Consider the following 19943-nt stretch of genomic DNA (forward strand, 5'->3'; position numbering starts at 1 on the left):
GCTGGAGCCGACGAGGGGACTTGAACCCCTAACCGCCCGATTACAAGTCGGGTGCGCTACCAATTGCGCCACGTCGGCGGGACATGGGAACAGGTCCCGGAGACAAGGATAGGGACAACGCAGCAGACAACTTCGCGGCCCCGTCCCGGCGGCAACCACGGCCGCCGGCTCACTTCGTGGTGCACGACCGCCCCTCCATCGCGCGTTCCGTCACTTCGCGGAAAGCGCGACGAGCGCGGTGTCCGGTCGGGCCGGCCGGTTCTCGGACCCCAGCCATGTGCGGCAGCGTCCATCCACGTCATGCGCGACCGAGCAGACGAGGTCGGGTGCGTGTGGTCCCGCTCGGACTCGCTCCCGCAAGCGGAGGAGGGGGACGTACTGCGGCTCGCCGACGAGGTAGCGCTCCCGGTGACCACCAAGAGGAGGCGAAGTCGCCGGGGAATGTCGCCATGGGATGTCGAGAACCGACGGGCGGTTCCGTCCCTGGACTGGACGCGGCCACAATGGGCCGCACTTCACCAGGGAGACCACCATGGCCAAGTACCTGCTGCTCAAGCACTACCGGGGGGCACCGGCGGCGGTCAACGACGTGCCGATGGACCAGTGGACGCCGGACGAGGTCTCGGCCCACGTGCAGTACATGCAGGACTTCGCCGCCCGGCTCGAGGACACCGGTGAGTTCGTCGACGGTCAGGCGCTCTCCCCGGAGGGCACGTTCGTCCGCTACGACGGCGAGGGGCGGCCGCCGGTCACCGACGGCCCGTTCGCCGAGACCAAGGACCTGATCGCCGGCTGGATGGTGATCGACGTCGAGACCTACGACCGGGCGCTCGAGCTGGCCGGCGAGCTGTCCGCGGCTCCCGGTGCGGGCGGCAAGCCCATCCACGAGTGGCTCGAGGTGCGCCCGTTCCTGGGCGCGCCGCCGACCATCACGGAGTGACACCCATGGTGGACGAGGACCTGCTGCGGACCCTCACCCCCACCGTGATCGGGATCCTCGGCCGCCGCGGAGCCTCCTGGACTGCGGCCGAGGACGCCGTGCAGGACGCCCTGGTCGAGGCCGTCCGGGTGTGGCGTGACGCCCCACCGCGGGACCCGAAGGGGTGGCTCGTCACCGTGGCATGGCGCAAGTACCTCGACGCCGTCCGCGCCGACACCTCGCGACGACGGCGTGAGGTCCTCGTCGACGAGGAGCCGGAGCCCGGGCCGGCCGAGGTGGTGGACGACACGCTCCAGCTCTACTTCCTGTGCGCCCACCCCTCCCTGACGCCGGCCTCGGCGGTCGCGCTCACGCTGCGTGCCGTCGGTGGCCTGACCACGCGGCAGATCGCGCAGGCCTACCTCGTGCCGGAGGCGACCATGGCCCAGCGCATCAGCCGGGCGAAGCGGACCGTCTCCGATGTCCGGTTCGACCAGCCCGGCAACGTCGGCACGGTGCTGCGCGTCCTGTACCTGGTCTTCAACGAGGGCTACTCCGGCGACGTCGACCTCGCCGCCGAGGCGATCCGGCTCACCCGGGAGCTGGCGGCCAGGACCGACTCCGAGGAGGTGGCCGGCCTACTCGCCCTCATGCTGCTCCACCACGCGCGGCGCCCGGCACGAACCCGTCCGGACGGCGGCCTCGTGCCCCTCGCCGAGCAGGACCGCGCCCGGTGGGACACCCGGCTGATCGCCGAGGGCGTCGACGTCCTCCAGGCCGCCCTCGCCCGCGACCGCCTGGGCGAGTTCCAGGCCCAGGCGGCCATCGCCGCGCTCCACGCCGACGCCCGGACCGCCGAGGAGACCGACTGGGTGCAGATCGTCGAGTGGTACGACGAGCTGGTGCGCCTCACCGACAGCCCGGTGGCCCGCCTCAACCGGGCCGTCGCGGTCGGCGAGGCCGACGGCCCGCGGGTCGGTCTGGCCGCCCTGGCGGATCTCGACCCCGCCCTGCCACGCCACGCCGCCGTCGCCGCGTACCTGCACGAGCGGAACGGCGACCCGGTGACCGCAGCGCGGCTCTACGCCGAAGCCGCCCGATCGGCACCCAACCTTCCCGAACGCGACCATCTGACGCGGCAGGCCGCACGGCTCAACGCGGAACTGCGCTCATGCCCGTGACGACGGTGGCCGCGGGCTTCGCCGACTCCCCGACGCACGTGGAGATCAGCTCTCACTTCGCAGGCGTGAGCTGCGCGCACTCTGGCAGGGGCCCTACGTCGTGCAGTTCAGCTGCTCACTGTCGACGAGCGAGCACGAGTTGCTCCGACCCTGGTGCCCGGCTCCGTCAGGCGGCGTCGCTCTCCGCCGTCGGGTCGCCGTGGACGGACCTGCCCCGCACGTAGGCGGCCGGGTCACTGCCCGGCGCAGGTCCGTCGGCGAGCCAGCGCGCGAAACCGGCGGGGTTCCGTCGTTCCAGCTCGTCCAGCGTCTCCGCGCGCCGCCGGACCAGCGCCTGGCGGTCGGCGGGTCCGAGCCGTCCGGCCAGGGCAGCGGAGGTGCGGAGCCACTCCCGACCCAGGGCCGGCGTCGGCAGCCCCGAGACGGACGACGTCCGGTCCGCCGCCGTGGACGACGTGCCCGCCTCCGGCGGGGGCACGGGCAGGAGCAGCACCTCCACACCGGCGGCCGGCCACGTCGGGCCGGCAGTCGGCGAGCTGGGGCGGGTGGCCGACCGCCGCGACGTCCGTGCGGCATGGACCGCCAGCCACGTGATGGCCCCGATCCCGCCGGTCAGCAGGGCGACGAGCCCCCCGGCCAGCGCCGCGAGACCGACCAGCGCCAGCAGGAGACCGACCGTCCACGCCCCGGCCTGTACCGCGGATTCCGTCAGCGAACGGCCGCCGTGCCCGGTCGCGTCCCGGGCCAGGCCCACCGCGGTGCTGGCCGCGAGCAACCCGGCCAGGCCGACGGCGATCAGCCCGGGCCCCTGGAGCCCGAGCCCCCCGACGACGGCGAGGACGCCCCCGCAGAGCGCACCGGTCCAGCACAGCAGCCGGACAAGGGGACGGCGGACGGGCACGGTCGGCCTCCAATGGCGACGCCTGATCGGTGTGCCCCTGACTACCCGCACCGCGGCACGGATGCACACGACGGTTCGAGGTCTTCCCTCCGGCCGCGGTGGCGAGGAAGCTCAGGACCGGGACGGAACCACCTGACTTCCCGGAGGTACACCGTGACGACCTCGACCCCCATCACCCCACTCGGCCGGCCCGCTCCGGGAACCCCGGGAAACAGCGAGAACCGCGAGGTGCTGGTCGGGGTGGACGGGTCGGAGATCGGACTTGGTGCCGTCCGCTGGGCGGTGCGCGAGGCTGCCCGGCGCGGCGCGCCGCTGCGGATCGTGCACGCCGCCCCCTACCTGAGCTCCCCGGGCAGCGGCGGCGCCCCGCCGCCCGAGCTCCACCGGGCCCGGCGCATCACTGCTCAGGCCTACACCGTGGCGCGACACACCGATCCCGGCGTCCCGACGTCCACGGAAGTCGTGCCCGGAGACCCCACCAGCGCGCTGCTCCGCGGGGCAGCGGCGGGTCAGCTCGTCGTCCTCGGCAGCTCGACGACCGGCGCTGCCGACGAGCTCGTGCTCGCCTCCGTCGCCGTCCGCGTCGCCGCCCGGTCGCCGCAGCCGGTGGTCGTGGTCCCCCGCCGCCGATCCGACGACGCCGGGCACCGCCCCGTCGTCGCGGTCCTGGGCGTGGGCGACCGGGACGACGACGAGGCCGTGGCCGCCTTCGCCGCCGACGCCGCCCAGCGCGCCGGCGGCGGCCTGACCGTGCTCCAGACGCGATCTCCGAAACGCCCCGCGGTGGCCAGCTGGGTCGACGACGACGAGGAGTGGCAGCGGCGGTACCCGGAACTGCACATCTCCCGCAGCGACCTGCCCGCGCCCCGCGCCGACCAGCTCCTCGGCGCCACCTGCCCGGCACCGCTCCTGGTCATCAGCGCGGGCAGCGGCAGCCTGCTGCACCGCAACCTGGACGGCCCGCACCGCTGGCTGCTGCGGCACTGCACGTCGCCGATGGCGCTGGTCCCCCCGGTCCACCGCCCGAGTGAGGAGCCGCGCGAGGAGATCATCGCGCTCGGCTGACCGCTCCGGTCCACCGGCGGAGTTCGCGGACCGCCCCGGCATGATCACGCCCCGTGGGTTCCTCCGTGGTGGACCTCGGCCCCCGGCTGGCCGTCGTCCTGGTCGCTCTCACGGCGCTGGCCGCAGTCGGTGGCCGGCTCTCGGGTCTCGGCCAGGACCGGCCGGTGGTCGTCGCCGCGGTCCGGGCCACGGTGCAGCTGGCCGCCGTCTCGGCCGTCCTGCTCGCCGTCGTCCGCTCACTGTGGCTCTCCACGGCTTTCGTGCTGCTGATGCTGGCCGTGGCGTCGGTGACCTCCGCCGAACGGATCACGGGGAAGGGTGTGCGGGAAGGCCGCCCGACCGCCCGCATCCTCACCGTCGCCCTGCCGATCGTCCTCGGGACGGTGCCCGTCGTGGCGCTGGTGCTGGCCAGCGGCGCGGTGCCGCTGCGCGGTGAGGCGGTCATCCCGGTCGCCGGGATCCTGATCGGCGGGGCGATGACGGCGACGTCCCTGGCCGGACGGCGGCTGCGTGAGGAGCTGACCGACCGCCGCGGCGAGGTCGAGGCCGCCCTCGCCCTCGGCCTCCTCCCCCGGGACGCCGTCCTGCTGATCGCCCGGCCCGTCGGGGCGACCGCACTCATCCCGCCCCTGGACCAGACCCGCACGGTCGGGCTGGTCACCCTGCCCGGCGCCTTCGTGGGCGTCCTGCTCGGCGGTGGCAGCCCACTGGAGGCAGGTGCGGCCCAGCTGCTGGTGCTGGTGGGTCTGCTGGCCACCGAGGTCCTGGCCGTGTGGGCGGTCACCGAGCTGATCGCAAGGGGCGCCGTGCTCGACTCGGTACCGAATTGATCCGTCCAGGAATCTCACAGGGTGCCCACAGCGCTGAACCAGAGCGCGGCCCGACAGTGGAGCCAACCGCAGCCGCTCGGGCTGCCCGCAAGGAGGACACGACGTGACTGAGCACGGACAGCCCACCGTTCCCGGGGCCGGCCCCCGACCTGGCGCCGAGTCGCGCCCCGGTGAGCCGGAGACCCGCACCGCGACGACGCAGTTCCCGTCCTACTCCTACGGCGCCTCCCCGTGGGCACCGCCGCACGCCACGGCACCGCACGGCACGGCACCGCAGCCGCCGTCCTACCCGGGCTACGGCGGCTATCCGGCGCCCGCCGCGACCGAGACGCCCGCTGCCGCCACCCCCGCGTCCCGGAGCGCCGGGCGACTCCGCGTCGGTCTCGCCGGCCTGGTGGCCGGCGCCCTCATCGGCGGCGGTGCCGGGGCGGGCGTGGCAGTCCTGGTCGACGACCCGGCCCGCCCGTCGAGCACGGGTGCCGCCGCCGAGAGCGTCGTCATCGAGAACCCCGAGACCGCCACGACCGCCTCGGCAGCGGCCGCGAAGGCGGCCCCGAGCGTGGTGACGGTGTACGTGGCCAGCAATGCCGGTTCCGGCAGCGGCTCCGGCGTCGTCCTCACCGAGGACGGCTACGTCCTCACCAACAACCACGTCGTGGCCGGCGGCGGCGGATCGGCCGCCGTCCAGGTGCGCACTGCCGACGGCACGCTGTACGACGCCACGGTCGTCGGGACCGAACCCGCGGCCGACCTGGCCGTCCTCCGGCTCGAGGGTGCCCAGAACCTCACGCCGGCGACGTTCGCCGACTCCGACGACGTGCAGGTCGGGGACGTCGCGGTGGCCATCGGCGCCCCGCTCGGCCTGTCGAACACCGTGACCGACGGGATCATCAGCGCCACCGACCGGGCTGTCGCCACCGGCTCGACGCAGGACGACGCGACCGTGCTCGACGCCATCCAGACCGACGCCGCGATCAACCCGGGCAACTCCGGCGGTGCGCTGGTGAACGGAGCGGGCGAGGTGATCGGCATCAACACCGCCATCGCGACCGTCGCCTCCGGAGTGCCGGGCTCGCAGTCGCAGAGCGGCAACATCGGCGTCGGCTTCGCCATCCCGAGCAACACCGCCGAGCGCATCGCGAAGGAGATCATCGAGACCGGTGCCGCGACCCAGGCCCTGCTCGGCGTGCGGGCCTTCACCGCCGCCGACGACACCAACGGCGAGGTCGGGACCGGTGCCGAGATCGACTCGGTGGAGCCGGGCAGCGCCGCCGCCGAGGCCGGTCTCCAGCCCGGCGACGTCGTCACCGCCGTCGGCGACCGCCCGGTGACCACGTCCACGGAGCTGACGGCGGCCATCCGCAGCAAGGCACCCGGTGAGGCGGTCGAGCTGACCGTCCGGAGGGGGAACCAGGAGCGGTCGGCCGAGGTCACGCTCGGCTCCACGGGCTGAGCCCCCGCGGGGAGGAGCGATCGGGCCCGGTCCCTAGGCTCGTGCGGGTGCCGGCTTCCCCGATCGCTCCCCTCGCGGGCTCGCTCGACGATCCGGAGCGGGCCCGCGACCTCGCGCGGATGAAGCGGCTGGCGACCGGGCTCTTCCTGGTCGCCGCCGCCGTCTTCCTCGCCTGCGTGCTGGTGGGCGAGGACGCCGGCGCCTGGGTGGGCTACGTCCGCGCGACGGCCGAGGCCTCCATGGTCGGCGCACTCGCCGACTGGTTCGCCGTCACCGCGCTGTTCCGGCACCCGCTGCGGCTGCCGATCCCGCACACGGCGATCATCCCGCGCAAGAAGGACCAGATCGGCGAGAGCCTGGGCACCTTCGTCCAGGAGAACTTCCTGACCCGTGCCGTGGTCGAGGAGAAGCTCACCACCGTCGACGTCCCCGGCCGCCTGGGCGGATTCCTGGCCGCACCCGGCCGGCCCGAGCGCCTCGCCGGCGACGCGTCCGCCGTCCTCACGGCGCTCACCTCGCTCCTGCGCGACGAGGACCTCGAGCCTGCGGTCGCGTCGCTCGTCGACCGCAAGCTGCACGAGACGCCCGCGGCGCCGGTACTGGCCCGGGTCCTGGAACTCGTCGTGGAAGGCGACCGCCACCAGGAGGTGCTGTCGGCCGCGCTGCGGCTGCTGGCCCGATTCCTGCACGAGAACCGCCTGGTCTTCCGCGCGCAGCTGGGCGACGCCTCCCCCGCCTGGGTCCCCGACTGGGTCGACGACCGCGTCTTCGACAAGGTCTTCGCCGGCCTGCAGGCCTTCCTCGACGAGGTGGGCGACGACCCGCGGCACGAGCTGCGGCGCTCCTACGACGCGCGGCTGCGGGCCTACGTGCACGCCCTCCGCACCGACCCGGACACCGCCGCCCACATCGAGGAGCTGAAGAAGGAGCTGCTCGAGCATCCCGCGGTGCGCACCTGGTCGGGGTCGCTGTGGCGGAACGCGAAGAACGCCGTCCTCGCCGCCGCCGCCGATCCGGACTCGGAGCTGCGAGCCCGGATCGCCGGTCTGATCACCGACGGCGCCCGCCTGCTGCAGACCGACCCCACGGTCCGCGAGCTCGTGCAGCGGCACACGCACCGGATCGCCGGGGCCCTGGTCGACCGGTTCTCCGGAGACCTGGCGGAGCTGGTCAGCAGCACCGTCGCCCGCTGGGACACCGAGGAGACCAGCCGGCGGATCGAGCTCCAGGTCGGCCGCGACCTCCAGTGGATCCGGGTCAACGGCACCGTCGTCGGCGGCCTCGCCGGCCTGGTCATCTACACCGTGGCGCAGTTGCTCGGCTGACGCCCGCCCCCGGCCGTCGGTGATCAGGTTCCCTGATCGACAGGGGTCCTACCTCAGCGTCGACCGTGAGGTAGGACCCTTCGTGATCGAGCCTGTCGCGCGAACGGTGGCGGATGAGCCGCCGCGGTGCATCGCTGGGTGATGTTGCGCTGTGAGTCGGGGGGCGGGCGCCGGTTGATGGTGGTCGGGAGCGGGGATAGTGGCCCGGTCAGCGCTGTCGGCGGTGCCGGCCGCCCCCGGATCAGGCGGTGGCCAGCCGGTGGGCGTGGATCTTGCGCAGGTTGTGCACGGTGCAGGCCAGCGACCACTCGGTCTTGGCGTTCTGCAGGCCGCGGCGGAGGAGCTGGCGTAGTCCCTGCCGGTCTTTGATCTGGCCGAAGACCGGTTCGACCGTGCGTCCTCGGAGGGCGTATTTCTCCGTGCCTTCGGGGGTGCGCAGCCTGTCCTGGGCGCGGGCGGTGGCCGGGCGGGAGGTCAGCGGTTTGTCCCCGGCGGGGTCCTCGCCGGCGGCGCGGCGTTCGTCGCTGATCATCGGGGCCAGCAGGCGCAGGCCGCGGGTCTCGGCCTCGGTGAAGGTCTCCTCGTTGGCGTAGCCGGCGTCGGCGACCCAGGTGTCGGGCGTCTCCTCGATGCCGGCCTGGTTCAGCTGCTCGGCGGCGTCATCGAGGACGGGAAACAGCTGATGGGCGTCGGTGGCCGCCTGGGTCAGCGTCTGGCCGACGATGAGCTGGTCTTCGGTGACCGCGGCCTGGGCGTTGTAGCCCTGCACCAGCCCCCGCCCGCCCCGCATCGTCCGCGAGTCCGGATCGGTGGCGTTGGCCCGCGGCGGCTTGTCCTTGTCCGGATTGCGGCCCGGTGGATGCTCGCCCGGTTGGGCGCCGCGGCGGGTGCCGGCGTCCTTGCGGCGCTGCCACTCGGCCTTCCTCACCTCCTGCTCGGCCACGGCCGCGGCCTGCTCGTCGTCCAGGCGCTGCTTGGCCTCCTTCAGTCGAGCCAACCGCTCGGCCCGCCGGCGCAGCGGCGGTGGCAGCTCATCCCCGCGGTCGTCGCCGTGTTCGGCGTCCTCGGCCGCGTCGATGCGCGTCTGTTCGTCGAGCAGCTCGGCGGCCAGCTGGTCGTAGCGGGCCTGCTCCTCGGCGACCTGGTGGGCCAGCGACGCCGAGGTGTGGTTCTTCGACCAGGAGGCGTTCGCGGCGATCTTCGTCCCGTCCACCGCGATCACGCCCAGCCGCACCATCCCGGCCTCGTGACACACCCGCAGCACCTGCGCGAACAGCTCCTGCAGCGGCTGGCGGTGACGCGTGACGAACCGGGCGATCGTGGCGTGATCGGGCACCCGATTGCCGGCCAGCACCCGGAACGCCACATCGCGGACACAGTGCCGCTCGATCGCCCGCGACGAGCGCACCCCGACCGCGTGCGCGTACAGCAGCACCGCCACCATCAGCGCCGGGTCGAACGCCGCCGCGCCCTGCCCGTTGGCCCGATACGAGCGCTTGAACCCCGACAGGTCGAACGAGTCCACCGCATCCTTGACCGTCCAGGCCAGCTCCCCGTCGGGCAGCCAATCCCGCACATCCGGCGGCAGCAGGAACCCCTGATCGACATCCCCGCGGATGAAGTTCTGCGGCATACCCCAGTCTCCCGCCGCCCAGGATGATCATCAATCAGGCGCGCTTTGTGCGACAGGCTCGATCAGGTCACCTGATCATCAGCGTCGGGCGGCTGCGGCGGCGTACAACGCGATCCCCGCCGCCACGCTGACGTTGAGGGACTCGGTGTCGCGGTCGATGGGGATGCGGACGACGACGTCGCAGCGCTCCCGCACCAGTCGCGACAGCCCCGTGCCCTCGGCGCCGACGACGAGCGCGACGGGGTCGGCGAACCCGTCGAACTCGTGCAGGTCGACGTCCCCGTCACCCGCCAGGCCGACGGTCATGAGTCCGGCGTCCTGGTAGGACCCGAGCGTGCGGGCCAGGTTGACCGCCCGGGCGACCGGGATACGGGCCGCGGCGCCGGCGCTCGTGCGCCAGGCCGATGCGGTCATCCCGACCGCCCGGCGCTGCGGGACCACGACGCCGTGCGCGTCGAAGGCGGCCGCGGACCGGACGACGGCGCCGAGGTTGCGCGGATCGGTGACCCCGTCCAGCGCGACGATCAGTGGCGGGCGGCCGGAGTTGCGCGCCACGTCGACCAGGTCGTCGGGATGCGCGTAGTCGTAGGGCGGGACCTGCAGACCGATGCCCTGGTGCAGCGCTCCCTGCGACATCCGGTCGAACTCGGCCTTGCCCACCTCGAGCAGCGGCAGTCCCCGGTCGGCCGCGAGCCCGAGAGCCTCGGCGATCCGCTCGTCGGTGGTGCGGTGCGTGTCGCCGGTGACGACGTAGAGCGCGGTGGCGGGGATCCTCGCCCGCAGCGCCTCGACGACCGGGTTGCGGCCGAGCAGCAGCTCCGGCTGCTCCTCGGCTCGCGCCCGGGCGCGGGCCCGGTCGGCCCGCTGCCGCTGTTCGGCGGCGGCCCGGCGCTGGGCCGGGTGGCCGGGCCGCGCCTCGGCCGGCGGGGTCGCGCCCCGGCCGGCCAGGGAGCGGCGGTTCTTCCCGCCGGTCCCGGCGGTCGCGCGCTTCTTGCCCGCGCCGTCGCTACGGCCGCGGCGCTGGCTGTTCCCGGCCATCAGCGGGTCAGCTCCCATCGGGGTCCATCAGGGGTGTCTTCGACGGAGACGCCGAGGCTGGTGAGCTGGTCGCGGATCGCGTCGGCGGCGGGGAAGTCCTTGCGGGCACGCGCGGCCTGCCGCTGCTCCAGCGCCAGCGAGACGAGACCGTCGGTCACCCGGGTCAGCCGCTCGTCGCCGCCGCCGCCGGCCGACCATCGCGGGTCGAGCGGGTCCAGGCCGAGCACGCCGAGCATGGCGCGCACCGAGCCGAGTGTGCCGGCGACGGCGCGGTCGTTCCCGTCCGCCAGCGCGGTATTGCCTTCGCGCACCATCTCGTGGATGGCGGCCACGGCGGCGGGAGTGCCCAGGTCGTCGTCCATGGCGTTGCTGAAATCGGCGCACAGCACGGGCGCGCCGCTGTCGGCGCCGACCCGCTCGGCGGCCCGCTTCACGAACGACTCGATGCGGCGGTAGGCCACGCCGGCTTCGGCCAGCGCCTCGTCGGTGAACTCGACCGCCGACCGGTAGTGCGGCGCGACCAGGTAGTAGCGCAGCTCGACCGGGCGGACCCGCTGCACCACTTCGTCGACCAGCGCGGTGTTCCCCAGCGACTTGCTCATCTTCTCGCCGCCGAGGGTGACCCAGCCGTTGTGCAGCCAGTACTGCGCGAAGGCGTCGCCGGCCGCCCGCGACTGGGCCTGCTCGTTCTCGTGGTGCGGGAAGCGGAGGTCGAGGCCACCGCCGTGGATGTCGAACTCCGGCCCCAGGTAGCGCTCGGCCATGGCCGAGCACTCCAGGTGCCAGCCCGGCCGCCCGCGCCCCCACGGGGTCGTCCAGGAGGCGGACGCGGGCTCGCCGTCCTTCGCCGCCTTCCAGAGGGCGAAGTCGCGGGGGTCCCGCTTGCGGTCGTCGGAGTCGGTGTCGGCGGCCGGCTGCAGGTCGTCCGGCTTCTGGCCGGTGAGTGCGCCGTACTCCGGGAACGACCGGACGTCGAAGTACACGTCGCCGTCGACGGCGTAGGCGTGCCCCCGCTCGATCAGCCGCTCCATGAGGCCCACCATGTCCGGGATGTGCCCGGTGGCCCGCGGCTCGTAGGTCGGCGGCAGGACGCCCAGCACGTCGTAGGCGCGGGTGACGGCCAGCTCGTTCTCGTACGCCCACGCCCACCACGGCACGCCGTGGCCCGCGGCCTTCGCCAGGATCTTGTCGTCGATGTCGGTGACGTTGCGGACCACGGTGACCTCGAGCCCGCGGGCGATCAGCCAGCGGCGCAGCACGTCGAAGACGAGGGCCGAACGGACGTGACCGACGTGCGGCGGGCCCTGGACGGTGAGCCCGCAGACGTAGAGCGACGCCTGACCGGCACGCAGGGGCGTGAAGTCGCGGACCGCGCGGGCGGCCGTGTCGTACAGGCGGAGGCTCACTGCTGGGAGTCTACGGAGCGACGTCCGCGGCCGTGAGCAGCGGAAGCTCGCCGTCCCCCTCAGGGATGCCACCGGCCGGGCCGTGGGAGACGGCCCGGCCGGTGGTCGGCGGATCAGTACCCGGCGACGCTCAGCAGCGTCTCCTTGACCGGATCACGGTCGTCGCCGTTGTCCCAGTCGAGGTCGCCCCCGGCCACGAGCGCCGTCCTGACGCCGTCAGGGGTGGCCGTGGGCGTGGCGGCCTTGATCAGCGCAGCTGCTCCGGCGACGTGCGGCGAGGCCATCGACGTCCCACTGATGGTGTCGTAGCCGCCGCCCATCCAGGTGGAGTGGATGCAGACCCCAGGAGCGATCAGGTCGACGTCGGCGCCGAAGTTGGAGAAGTCGGCGAACGTGTCATCGACGTCGGCGCGGCACGTGGATGCCCCCAGAGCCCCCGGCTTGCCGTCGAAGTCAGCCAGCGCCGACACGGTGACGACCTCGTCGTAGGCGGCCGGCACGGCGGTCGCGGCGTCGGCACTCGAATTCCCTGCCGCGACGACGTAGGTCACGCCGCCGGCGACCGACCGGCAGATGGCGTCGTGGTACGAGTCGCCCGTCGAGCAGCCCTCTGCAGTCGGCTCGGTCCCGCTTCCGCCGAGGCTCATGTTCGCGACCTCGATGGTGCTCCGGTTGGCGCTGACCCAGTCGACGCCGCAGATGATCCCCGACCGGGTGCCGCTGCCCTGGTTGTTGAGCACCCGGACCGCCCAGAGCCGCGCGCCGGGCGCGACGCCGACGACCCCGTTGGCGTCGTCCTTGGCCGCGATCGTGCCGGCGACGTGCGTGCCGTGGCCGTTGCCGTCGTCGTAGGAGCGGCCGCCGGTGACGCAGTTCTTGCCTCCGACGACGTTCAGGTCCGGGTGGTCGACGTCGATGCCGGTGTCGATGACGGCGACGTCCACGTCCACCGCCTCCTTGCCGTCGCCGGACAGCGTGTCCGACAGGTCGCCGTCGATCCGGTCGATGCCGGTCGGCAGCGTCTGAGCGACGGGGGTGACCACTGTCTTGTTCCTCGGGGCGAAGGCGGTGACGATCTGGTCCCGTTCGACCGACGCGACTCGCGGGTCCTGGGCGACGCGCGCCGCCGCCTGGTCGGACATCCGCGCCGCGTAGCCCGTGAGCGCGTGCCGGTAGAGGTGGTCGACCTGGGCGCCGTGCCGCCGCCCGTGTTCGGCAGAGACACGATCCGGCGCCTGTCCCGGCTCCAGCGTGACGATCCATGCCCCCGGGATGCTGTGCGGTGTGGGGGGCGGCGGGGCGGCGCTCGCCGTGGGGGCGAACGCCGCGAGGGCCGTGAACGACAGCGCTGCCGCGGCGAGCAGCCGAGAGCCGCGACGACTTACTGCGGAATGGGACATGGGCCTCTTCTGTCAGTGGGTCCGCACACCATGGCGGGACGTGGGCACGCAGTGTGACCGCGCGCACCCCTGCAGAGAAGCAACCGCGCCGGAGTGCTCCGGCTCGGCGGTCAGCCGGCCCGCACGACCAGGGCGGTCGCCACGGCCGCCCGGCCCTCCCCCCGGCCGGTCAACCCCAGGCCGTCGGTGGTGGTGGCGGCGACGCTGACCGGGGCGCCGAGTGCCGCGGACAGCGCGGCCTCGGCCTCGGCCCGCCGGGGAGCCAGCTTCGGGGTGTTCGCGACCAGCTGGACCGACGCGTTGCCGACCTGCCAGCCCAGCGCGTCGAGCACCTCGCGGACGTACTGCAGGACCGCGATCCCCGCAGCCCCCGCCCAGCGCGGGTCGTCGGTGCCCAGCAGTCCCCCGATGTCGCCCAGGCCGGCCGCGGAGAGCACCGCGTCGGCCAGGGCGTGCGCGACGACGTCGCCGTCGGAGTGCCCGGCACAGCCGTAGACACCGGGCCAGTCGAGCCCGGCCAGCCGGCAGGCCCGTCCGGATTCGATCGGGTGCACGTCGGTGCCGATGCCGACCCGCGGCAGCTCGGTGCTCACCGGCGCACCTGCCGCTCGGCCACGGCCAGATCGTGCGGAACAGTCACCTTGGCCGCACGCTCGTCGCCCTCGACGGTGACGACCGGGACGCCGGCAGCCCGGACCACGGCCGCGTCGTCCGTCAGATCGGCGTCCGGGGCCAGCCGCGCGTAGGCGGCGGCCAGGATGGCGCGGTCGAAGCCCTGCGGGGTCTGCACGCGGCGCAGGGCCGCACGCGGCGGCGCATCGCGGATCACGCCGGCATCGTCCACGACCACCGTGGTGTCGACGACGGGCAGGACCGGGACGGCGGCCGGATGGCCCGCGGCCAGTGCCGCCAGCACCCGGCGGACGACGTCGGGTGGGGTCAGCGGCCGGGCGGCGTCGTGCACGAGGACGACGTCGGCGGTGACGCTCGCCGCGTCCAGTCCGACCCGGACCGACGCCGTACGGGTGGCTCCACCATCGAGCAGCCGGACGTCGGCGGGGAGCACGGCGGCGAAGGCGTCGCGCTGGCCGGGGGGAACGGTCACCACCAACTCCGCCACCCCGCCGGCGCGCAGGGCGTCGACCGACCAGGCGACCAGCGGCCGACCGGCGAGCGGGACGAGTGCCTTCGGCAGATCGGCCCCCAGACGCAGACCACTCCCGGCCGCTGCGACGATACCGACAGCGTGCACGGGAGTGGTCCGGGTGTCTCTGTGGAGCGGGTGCTCGTGATGCCTGTGCGCAGCGAGCCCGGGCTCAGCTGGCGAGGACCTCGTCGAGCAGGACCTCGGCCTTGTCCTCGTTGGTGCCCTCGGCGAGCGCGAGCTCGCTGACCAGGATCTGGCGGGCCTTGGAGAGCATGCGCTTCTCGCCGGCCGAGAGGCCGCGGTCCTTGTCGCGGCGCCAGAGGTCACGCACGACCTCGGCCACCTTGTTCACGTCACCGGAGGCCAGCTTCTCGAGGTTGGCCTTGTAGCGGCGCGACCAGTTGGTCGGCTCCTCGGTGTGCGGGGCGCGCAGCACCTCGAAGACCCGGTTGAGACCTTCCTGGCCCACGACGTCGCGCACGCCGACGATCTCTGCGTTGTCGGCCGGCACACGCACGGTCAGGTCGCCCTGGGCGACCTTCAGCACGAGGTAGGCCTTCTCGACGCCCTTGATGGTCCGCTGCTCGATCGCCTCGATCAGCGCGGCACCGTGATGCGGATAGACGACGGTCTCGCCGACAGTGAAGCCCATGTGGATGTGACCCCTTTCGCTGTCCCCAGGCTACCACGGCAGACTGACCAACGGATCGGAGTCGGGCAGTAAATCTGCAGGTCAGGGGCCTGGCCAGGTGTCGGAGAGGGGTTGACAGAGCGTGGTCGATGTGCCTGCGCGCCGCCCCGGGAGGGCTCCGGAGCTGCGCGCCCTGGTGCTCGCGACCCACGCCGGGCCGACCGTCGCGGTGACCACCGCAGCCACGCTCCTGGCCGTCGCGGCCGGGATGTCGGCGGGCCGCGCGGTGCTCCTCTGCGCGGCCGTCCTCGCAGGTCAGGCGTCCATCGGGTGGAGCAACGACTGGCTCGACGCCGACCGCGACCGGGCCGTCGCGCGGACCGACAAGCCCGTCGTCCAGGGAGCGGTGGCGCCCTCGCTCCTGCGCTCCGCTGCGCTCGTCGCCGTCGTCCTGGCGACCGTCCTGTCGCTGCTCCTCGGCCTCGTGCCCGGAGCGCTGCTCCTCGTCCTCGTGGCCAGCGGATGGGCCTACAACGCCGGCCTGAAGCGGACGGCGGCGTCCGTGGTCCCCTACGTGACGGGCTTCGGTGCGCTCCCGGCGGGAGTGGTCGCCGCCGCACCGGGCACCCCCACCGCTCCGTGGTGGCTGGTCGCGGCCGGCGGGGCGCTGGGCGCCGCCGCCCACCTGGCGAACGTCGCGCCCGACCTGGAGGACGACCTCGCGACGGGGGTACGAGGGCTCCCCCACCGCCTCGGAGCGCAGATCTCGGCCGGAACGGGCGCCCTGCTCCTGGGCGGGGCGTCGCTGGTGCTGGTCCTGGGGCCCGACGGACCCCCGACGGCGACTGGCTGGTCGTGCCTCGTCCTGACGGCGCCCGCGGTGGTCGTCGCCGCCCTGGCGGGCACCGCACGGTTCCGTCGGCTGGCCTTCCCGGCGGTGATGCTGCTGACGGTGCTCGACGTGGCCCTGCTCGTCGCGGGCGGCGCGGCGCTCGCGTGACCGGGGCGGCGGCCGACCTGTCGTCGGCCGCCGCCCTGTCGATCAGTTGCGGCCGTTCCCCTTGGCGTTGCCGCTGCCGTTCCCGCTCCTGTCGGCGTTGCCGCTGCCCTGGCCGTCGGCAGGCTTTCCGGCGTTGCCCCGGCCGCCGCCCCGCTGGGTCGGCGCGGTCGCACCGGCGGCCGGGCTCTCCGCGGCGACCTCGGGGGCGGGGGCCGTCGTCTCGTCGGCCGGGTCCTCCAGGTCGGCGCCGTCGAGGCCCAGGGCCGCGAGGTCCACGCCTTCTGCCTCGAGGTCTGCGGCGTCCATGCCCTTGTCGCGGGCGCGGGCGCTGACGAGCTCGCCGAAACGGACGCCGAGCACCTCGGCCATGTCGTGCTCGGCCCCCGCGCTGACCCACGCCCCGAAGGAGGAGTAGGCGTCCGGCCCCTGCGTCGCCCACGCTTCCGCACTGAAGGCGGTCTCCCCGGCGGGGACCTCCTCGGCGCCCTCGTCGGTGGCCGGCTCGTCGGTGGCGGGCTCGTCCGCGACCGGCTCCTCCGCGACGGGCTCCTCGATCGTGGGCTCCTCGACGGGCTCGCCCTCCCCGCCCTCGGGGAGCTCGAGCGGCGTCACGGTCTCGACTGCGGCCGCGACCGTGTTCTGCAGCGGGTCGGGGAGGACTCCGGCGGCGCCGGCGCCGGTCACGACGACGAGAGCGACACCTGCGCCCGTGGCCGCCTGCGCGACGGCGCCGGCGGAGAGCAACTTGGCGATCAGAGCTGGGAGGATCATGGCGAAACGTCTCCGGTTCCGGATCCGGGGTCCGCGCGGCGGCGGGCTCCCGGCCGATCGGGCCGTCCTGGCGGACGGACTCGGCTGGTCGGTGAGAAGACCGGTGGCCAGCAGTTCGGCGAGGGCCGAGTTCGGGCGACCCGATCGGGTCGCCGTGGCCCGGACCGCCCCGGCGAAGGAGGCCAGGTCGGCTCCCTCCTCAGGAACGGGCCGGCCGGCGAGGTACGCCTCGAAGGCGTCCTCGACGGCGCGGTCGTCGGCTGCTGTGGTCATCTCACCTCCGTCATCGCCGGGCGGCCGCAAAAGGGTGCGCGGCCGACCCCACCCGTTCGGAGGAGTTCCCGAGCTCGTCGCGGAGCGCGCGCAATCCGCGGCGCTGCAGGGCCTTCACGGAACCCACCGAGCGGCCCATGACCTGGGCGGCCTGCTCCACTGTGAGGTCGCCCAGCACGCGCAGGAGCACCACGGCGCGCTGGTCGTCCGGCAGCAGGGCGCAGAGTCGATGGACGTCCTGGGCACCGAGCTGCGTGAGGGCGTCGTCCTCGACGTCGCCTCCCGGGTGCCGGGCGAGGTCGGCGTCGTCGTCCGCGACCTGGGGGCGACGACTGCGCCGTCGCCAGTCGTCCACCAGCCGCCGGTGGGCGATGGTGAACACCCACGCGCGCAGCGCGTCCTCGTCCCCCCGGAAACCGGCCAGCCCGGTGAACACCCCGAGGAAGGTCTCGCTGGCGAGATCGTCCGGATCGGCCGCGCGGTGCAGGCGCAGATACCCGGTGACGGCCGGTGAGAGGTCCCGGTAGAGGGTCTCGAAGGCCCAGGCGGCTCCGGCCTGCGCCGCGGCCAGGACGTCGTCGAAGGGCACGCCGGTGGCCATCGGTCCCCCCTCGGTCGGCTGTTCCTCCTCCACCTGATCGGCAGCCGGGCGAGCCGGCTGGACGTCGCTGCGCCCTGGAGGGCGACTCGCAGGCCTCGGGGCTTCCCTCCGGGCGGAGCACCAGCAGTGCCCGTTAGGCTCCGGTCGACCCCGCGTCACCGATCCCGCGGTGACCGGCTGGTGTTTGCTGGAGGTCGACGGCTGTGAACCGCGCGCTGCGCGCCGCCACTGTGGGCGTGCTGCTTCTGTCCCCCGTCGCGCTCTCCGCGTGCAGCGCGGGGCAGGTCACGCAGACCGCCACGCAGGAACGCGACAAGGTCGGCGCCATGGCGCAGGTCGGCGACATCACCCTGCGCGCGGCCGAGCTCGAGTATCCGCGCGGAGGCAGCTACGAGGCCGGCGACGACGCCGAGCTGATGCTCGCCATCGTGAACGGCGGCCAGGAGGGCGACACCCTGCTCGAGGTCGACGGCGAGGGCTTCGGCGGCGTCGAGATCGAGACCGCGGGGACCGCCACGACCGTGGGTTCGGCATCCGGCGGCGCTGCGGACTCCGAGGAGATCGAGATCCCGGCCGACGGCACCGTGTTCGTCGACGGTGACGACACGTCGATCACCCTCACCGATCTCGACGACTCCCTGACGGTCGGGGAGTACCTCGAGCTGACCCTGACCTTCGAGGACGCCGGCGAGGTGACCCTGCCGGTGACGGTGGCGAACCCGGACGAGGCTCAGGACCGCGGCGAGGCGTTCGACTTCCACCACGAGGAAGAGGCTGAGGAGGAGAGCGGCGAGGAAGCGGCGCGCGAGCGGGAGTCCGCCGGGGAGTCCGCCGACGACTCCGGCGCGGGCAACGAAGGCGGCGAGTAGTCCCGCCGCTGCCGCCGTCCTCCCCGCAACTGTCGTCCCCCGGGGTTAGCGTCGCGGCGTGCCGCCCGCTGGAGTGAAGTCCGCCCGTCCCGTCCACCGCTGCACCGAGTGCGGCTACGCCTCGGCCAAGTGGGTGGGCCGCTGTCCCGAATGCCAGGCCTGGGGCAGCATCCAGGAGGTCGGCGCCCCGGCCGCTGCCCTGCGCGCGGTCTCGGCGGGCCCGGTCACTGCGCCCGCCCGGCCGATCGCACAGGTCGAGCTGGCCGGTGCGCGAGCGATCCCCACCGGCATCGCCGAGTTCGACCGGGTGCTGGGCGGCGGGCTGGTCCCCGGAGCCGTCCTCCTGGTCGCCGGGGAACCCGGCGTCGGCAAGTCCACCCTGCTGCTCGAGGTCGCCCACCGGGTCGCCGAGCGGAACGGGCCCGCACTGGTGGTCTCCGGGGAGGAGTCGGCCGGCCAGGTGCGGTTGCGCGCCGAGCGGATCGGCGCCCTGCACGAGCAGCTCTACCTGGCCGCTGAGACGGAGCTGTCGGCGGTTCTCGCGCACGTCGAGCAGGTGAACCCCTCCCTGCTCATCCTCGACAGCGTCCAGACCGTCCGCTCCCCCGCAGTCGACGGCACCGACGGCGGGGCCAGCCAGGTCCGGGCCGTGGCCGGTGCGCTCACCGCGGTCGCGAAGAGCCGGGGCATGACCACGATCCTCGTCGGCCACGTCACGAAGGACGGCGCAATCGCCGGGCCGCGCACGTTGGAGCACCTGGTCGACGTCGTGGTTTCCTTCGACGGCGAACGGCACTCGACGCTGCGCCTCGTCCGCGCCACCAAGAACCGGTTCGGCCCGGCTGACGAGATCGGGTGCTTCGAGATCGGCGACGCCGGCGTCGTCGGCGTGCCCGATCCGTCGGCGTTGTTCGTCTCCCGCCGGACGGCGCCGGTCCCCGGCAGTTGCGTCACGGTGACCATGGAGGGCAGCCGCCCCCTGCTGGCCGAGGTCCAGGCGCTCGTCGCCGGCACCGGCGGCGGAGGCTCGCCGCGGCGCGCCGTCAGCGGGCTGGACGCCCAGCGGGTCGCCATGGTCAACGCCGTCGTCGAGCGCCGCGGCGGGGTCAAGCTCGCCGAGGCCGACGTCTTCGCCGCCTCCGTGGGCGGTGTCCGGATCGCCGAGCCGGCGGCCGATCTCGCGCTGGCCCTGGCGATCGCCTCCGCCGCGCGCGATCGCGCCCTGCCCGAAGGCATGGTGGCCCTCGGCGAGGTCGGCCTGTCCGGGGAGATCCGCCGGGTCGGGGGCGCCGGCCGGAGGCTCGCCGAGGCCGCGCGGCAGGGCTATACCGCCGCCCTGGTCCCCGTGGACGCCGGCGCAGCACCTCCCGGGATGCGGCTGATCGAGGTGCCCGATCTGGGCGCCGCCTTCCACCGCTTGTTCTAGCTCTCTAGAGTCTCGTTAGGACGTCGCACCGAGCTCCGCCCGGAAGCCCCGAGCGGCGACCTCGGTCGGCCCCG

19 protein-coding genes and 1 tRNA gene are annotated in these 19943 nt (G+C 74.1%); 9 read left to right on the forward strand and 11 right to left on the reverse strand.

The genetic code is table 11. The features are described from left to right. Nucleotides 1–2: 2 nt before the first annotated feature. Nucleotides 3–78 (reverse strand) — tRNA-Thr (locus tag FHU33_RS21475). A gap of 454 nt (nucleotides 79–532) precedes the next feature. Between FHU33_RS21475 and FHU33_RS21480 the strand changes: the two genes are divergently transcribed. Both FHU33_RS21480 and FHU33_RS21485 read left to right on the forward strand, forming a co-directional pair. Next, nucleotides 533–940 (forward strand): YciI family protein, encoded by a 408-nt coding sequence (locus FHU33_RS21480; RefSeq protein WP_142027626.1) that lies wholly within the window; start codon nucleotides 533–535, stop codon nucleotides 938–940. A 5-nt stretch (nucleotides 941–945) separates the two neighbouring features. After that, on the forward strand, nucleotides 946–2100 hold the full coding sequence (locus FHU33_RS21485) for an RNA polymerase sigma factor (RefSeq protein WP_211355345.1): 1155 nt from the start codon (nucleotides 946–948) through the stop codon (nucleotides 2098–2100). Nucleotides 2101–2266: 166 nt separating this feature from the next. Here FHU33_RS21485 and FHU33_RS21490 read toward each other — a convergent pair whose 3' ends face one another. Further along, nucleotides 2267–3001 carry a hypothetical protein gene (locus FHU33_RS21490; RefSeq protein ID WP_142027627.1) on the reverse strand — a complete coding sequence of 245 codons (735 nt, stop codon included), beginning with the start codon at nucleotides 2999–3001 and terminating at the stop codon, nucleotides 2267–2269. Between the two features lie 153 nt (nucleotides 3002–3154). Between FHU33_RS21490 and FHU33_RS21495 the strand changes: the two genes are divergently transcribed. From FHU33_RS21495 to FHU33_RS21510, 4 genes are all read left to right on the forward strand, one after another. Continuing rightward, nucleotides 3155–4066, forward strand: a complete 912-nt coding sequence (locus FHU33_RS21495; RefSeq protein WP_246064090.1) for a universal stress protein — start codon at nucleotides 3155–3157, stop codon at nucleotides 4064–4066. Nucleotides 4067–4119: 53 nt separating this feature from the next. Continuing rightward, the gene (locus FHU33_RS21500) at nucleotides 4120–4896 is read left to right on the forward strand and encodes an ABC transporter permease (RefSeq protein ID WP_142027629.1); all 777 of its coding nucleotides are present in this window, start codon (nucleotides 4120–4122) and stop codon (nucleotides 4894–4896) included. Nucleotides 4897–4999: 103 nt separating this feature from the next. Next, complete coding sequence (locus FHU33_RS21505) at nucleotides 5000–6349, forward strand: S1C family serine protease (protein WP_246064092.1); 1350 nt, start codon at nucleotides 5000–5002, stop codon at nucleotides 6347–6349. A gap of 47 nt (nucleotides 6350–6396) precedes the next feature. After that, nucleotides 6397–7674: a DUF445 domain-containing protein gene (locus FHU33_RS21510; RefSeq protein ID WP_142027630.1), complete on the forward strand. Its 1278-nt coding sequence runs from the start codon at nucleotides 6397–6399 to the stop codon at nucleotides 7672–7674. A gap of 241 nt (nucleotides 7675–7915) precedes the next feature. On the opposite strand, the gene FHU33_RS21515 is transcribed toward FHU33_RS21510, so the two are convergent. The 7 genes from FHU33_RS21515 to FHU33_RS21545 all read right to left on the reverse strand — a co-directional run bounded on the left by FHU33_RS21515 (nucleotide 7916) and on the right by FHU33_RS21545 (nucleotide 14950). Then, a complete protein-coding gene (locus FHU33_RS21515) occupies nucleotides 7916–9307 on the reverse strand; it encodes a transposase (protein WP_142025713.1) in 1392 nt (463 codons plus the stop codon). A gap of 78 nt (nucleotides 9308–9385) precedes the next feature. After that, the gene (gene rlmB / locus FHU33_RS21520) at nucleotides 9386–10363 is read right to left on the reverse strand and encodes a 23S rRNA (guanosine(2251)-2'-O)-methyltransferase RlmB (protein ID WP_246064093.1); all 978 of its coding nucleotides are present in this window, start codon (nucleotides 10361–10363) and stop codon (nucleotides 9386–9388) included. Continuing rightward, nucleotides 10345–11751 carry a cysteine--tRNA ligase gene (gene cysS / locus FHU33_RS21525; protein WP_142027631.1) on the reverse strand — a complete coding sequence of 469 codons (1407 nt, stop codon included), beginning with the start codon at nucleotides 11749–11751 and terminating at the stop codon, nucleotides 10345–10347. The genes rlmB and cysS overlap by 19 nt, the downstream gene beginning before the upstream one ends. Before the next feature lie 113 nt (nucleotides 11752–11864). Continuing rightward, nucleotides 11865–13151, reverse strand: a complete 1287-nt coding sequence (locus tag FHU33_RS21530; protein WP_142027632.1) for a S8 family serine peptidase — start codon at nucleotides 13149–13151, stop codon at nucleotides 11865–11867. Nucleotides 13152–13261: 110 nt separating this feature from the next. Then, nucleotides 13262–13744 carry a 2-C-methyl-D-erythritol 2,4-cyclodiphosphate synthase gene (gene ispF, locus FHU33_RS21535; RefSeq protein WP_142027633.1) on the reverse strand — a complete coding sequence of 161 codons (483 nt, stop codon included), beginning with the start codon at nucleotides 13742–13744 and terminating at the stop codon, nucleotides 13262–13264. Next, nucleotides 13741–14403, reverse strand: coding sequence for a 2-C-methyl-D-erythritol 4-phosphate cytidylyltransferase (ispD, locus tag FHU33_RS21540; protein ID WP_142027634.1), 663 nt, complete (start codon nucleotides 14401–14403; stop codon nucleotides 13741–13743). Before ispD ends, ispF begins: the two co-directional genes overlap by 4 nt. A gap of 64 nt (nucleotides 14404–14467) precedes the next feature. Continuing rightward, complete coding sequence (locus FHU33_RS21545; protein ID WP_026857724.1) at nucleotides 14468–14950, reverse strand: CarD family transcriptional regulator; 483 nt, start codon at nucleotides 14948–14950, stop codon at nucleotides 14468–14470. A 121-nt stretch (nucleotides 14951–15071) separates the two neighbouring features. Between FHU33_RS21545 and FHU33_RS21550 the strand changes: the two genes are divergently transcribed. Further along, the gene (locus FHU33_RS21550; RefSeq protein WP_246064096.1) at nucleotides 15072–15929 is read left to right on the forward strand and encodes a UbiA family prenyltransferase; all 858 of its coding nucleotides are present in this window, start codon (nucleotides 15072–15074) and stop codon (nucleotides 15927–15929) included. A 42-nt stretch (nucleotides 15930–15971) separates the two neighbouring features. Here FHU33_RS21550 and FHU33_RS21555 read toward each other — a convergent pair whose 3' ends face one another. Then, entirely contained in the window at nucleotides 15972–16973 is a 1002-nt protein-coding gene (locus tag FHU33_RS21555; protein ID WP_142027636.1) for a hypothetical protein, read from the reverse strand. A gap of 10 nt (nucleotides 16974–16983) precedes the next feature. Beyond that, entirely contained in the window at nucleotides 16984–17574 is a 591-nt protein-coding gene (locus tag FHU33_RS21560; RefSeq protein WP_142027637.1) for an RNA polymerase sigma factor, read from the reverse strand. 203 nt (nucleotides 17575–17777) lie between these two features. Between FHU33_RS21560 and FHU33_RS21565 the strand changes: the two genes are divergently transcribed. Together FHU33_RS21565 and radA are read left to right on the forward strand one after the other, a co-directional pair. Next, nucleotides 17778–18443, forward strand: a complete 666-nt coding sequence (locus tag FHU33_RS21565; protein WP_142027638.1) for a copper chaperone PCu(A)C domain-containing protein — start codon at nucleotides 17778–17780, stop codon at nucleotides 18441–18443. Nucleotides 18444–18501: 58 nt separating this feature from the next. Further along, a complete protein-coding gene (gene radA / locus FHU33_RS21570) occupies nucleotides 18502–19869 on the forward strand; it encodes a DNA repair protein RadA (RefSeq protein ID WP_142027639.1) in 1368 nt (455 codons plus the stop codon). Nucleotides 19870–19943 lie beyond the last annotated feature (74 nt).

Origin of the sequence: Blastococcus colisei, assembly GCF_006717095.1 — a bacterium.
GTDB classification, from domain to species: domain Bacteria; phylum Actinomycetota; class Actinomycetes; order Mycobacteriales; family Geodermatophilaceae; genus Blastococcus_B; species Blastococcus_B colisei.